Here is an 837-nt window from a genome sequence, read left to right as displayed (position 1 = left end):
CAGAAAGCAACGCCCCGCCTTGAATGATCAGCAGTACCCCGGCCAGAAGCAGGATGCTTCCGAGTGCGATCGCCAAGCGGCTGCGGCCCCGCCTGCCCATCAGCTTGAACAGGATCTCGGGGATTTGCGCCGGTCAGAAACCCGACGTCGATTTGGCAACCAGCTTGAGCGCACCTTTTTCAATCCGATAGAACGGCATCGAGCGTTGGCTGGATCCGTCGGCCCGAAACCGGAACAGGCCGGTCGAGCCACGAAAGCCGTTTGGATTTTCGAGAACTTTCTTGCTGAAGCCATCAGGCCCGACCGCGCTGGCAATCCCTGCCGTCAAGGCAACCATATCATAGGCATAGGCCACATTGACGTCGGCCGGATAGTTGTATGTCGTCCTGAAGCGGTCGGCGATCGGCCCGGTTTCACTTGGATCGAGCGTGGCGATAAACGCCCCCTCGAAGAGCGGATCCATGGGGTGCTCCAGCCAACGGTTCGTTCCGACGACGGAGATGGTCTTTCCCGGAATGCCCTTCGATTTGAGGGCGGCAAGGATGGGCGCCGGACTGCCATTGCCGCTGGCGACAATGACGGCGTCGGGGGCGTCCACGAGTGAGCCCATTTCGTCGATCGCCTTCGCGCCACCGTCGCCGGCAGAATATCGGAGAGTGACCGCGAGCGCCGCGCCGTAGATGCTGAGGCTGTTTGCGACCCGCTTCTCCATGGCGCCGGCGTTTGGATTGTCCGCGACAAGCAGTACGAACTTCTTGCTGCCTTTCGCGGCCAGTCCCGCGGCGCCGGCTGCGGCGCTGTCGGCTTCGCCAAGGAGCACGGCATAGACCCCGGCGC

General features: G+C 62.6%; 1 protein-coding gene. It reads right to left on the bottom strand.

All coding sequences use genetic code 11. The features are described from left to right. Positions 1 to 133 precede the first annotated feature (133 nt). Positions 134 to 820, bottom strand: coding sequence for an ABC transporter substrate-binding protein (locus EN939_RS36285; protein WP_245473310.1), 687 nt, complete (start codon positions 818 to 820; stop codon positions 134 to 136). Positions 821 to 837 lie beyond the last annotated feature (17 nt).

Origin of the sequence: Mesorhizobium sp. M7A.F.Ca.CA.002.05.1.1, from assembly GCF_003998335.1 — a bacterium.
Taxonomy (GTDB): Bacteria; Pseudomonadota; Alphaproteobacteria; order Rhizobiales; family Rhizobiaceae; genus Mesorhizobium.
This window is presented reverse-complemented; position numbering and strand designations above follow the sequence as displayed.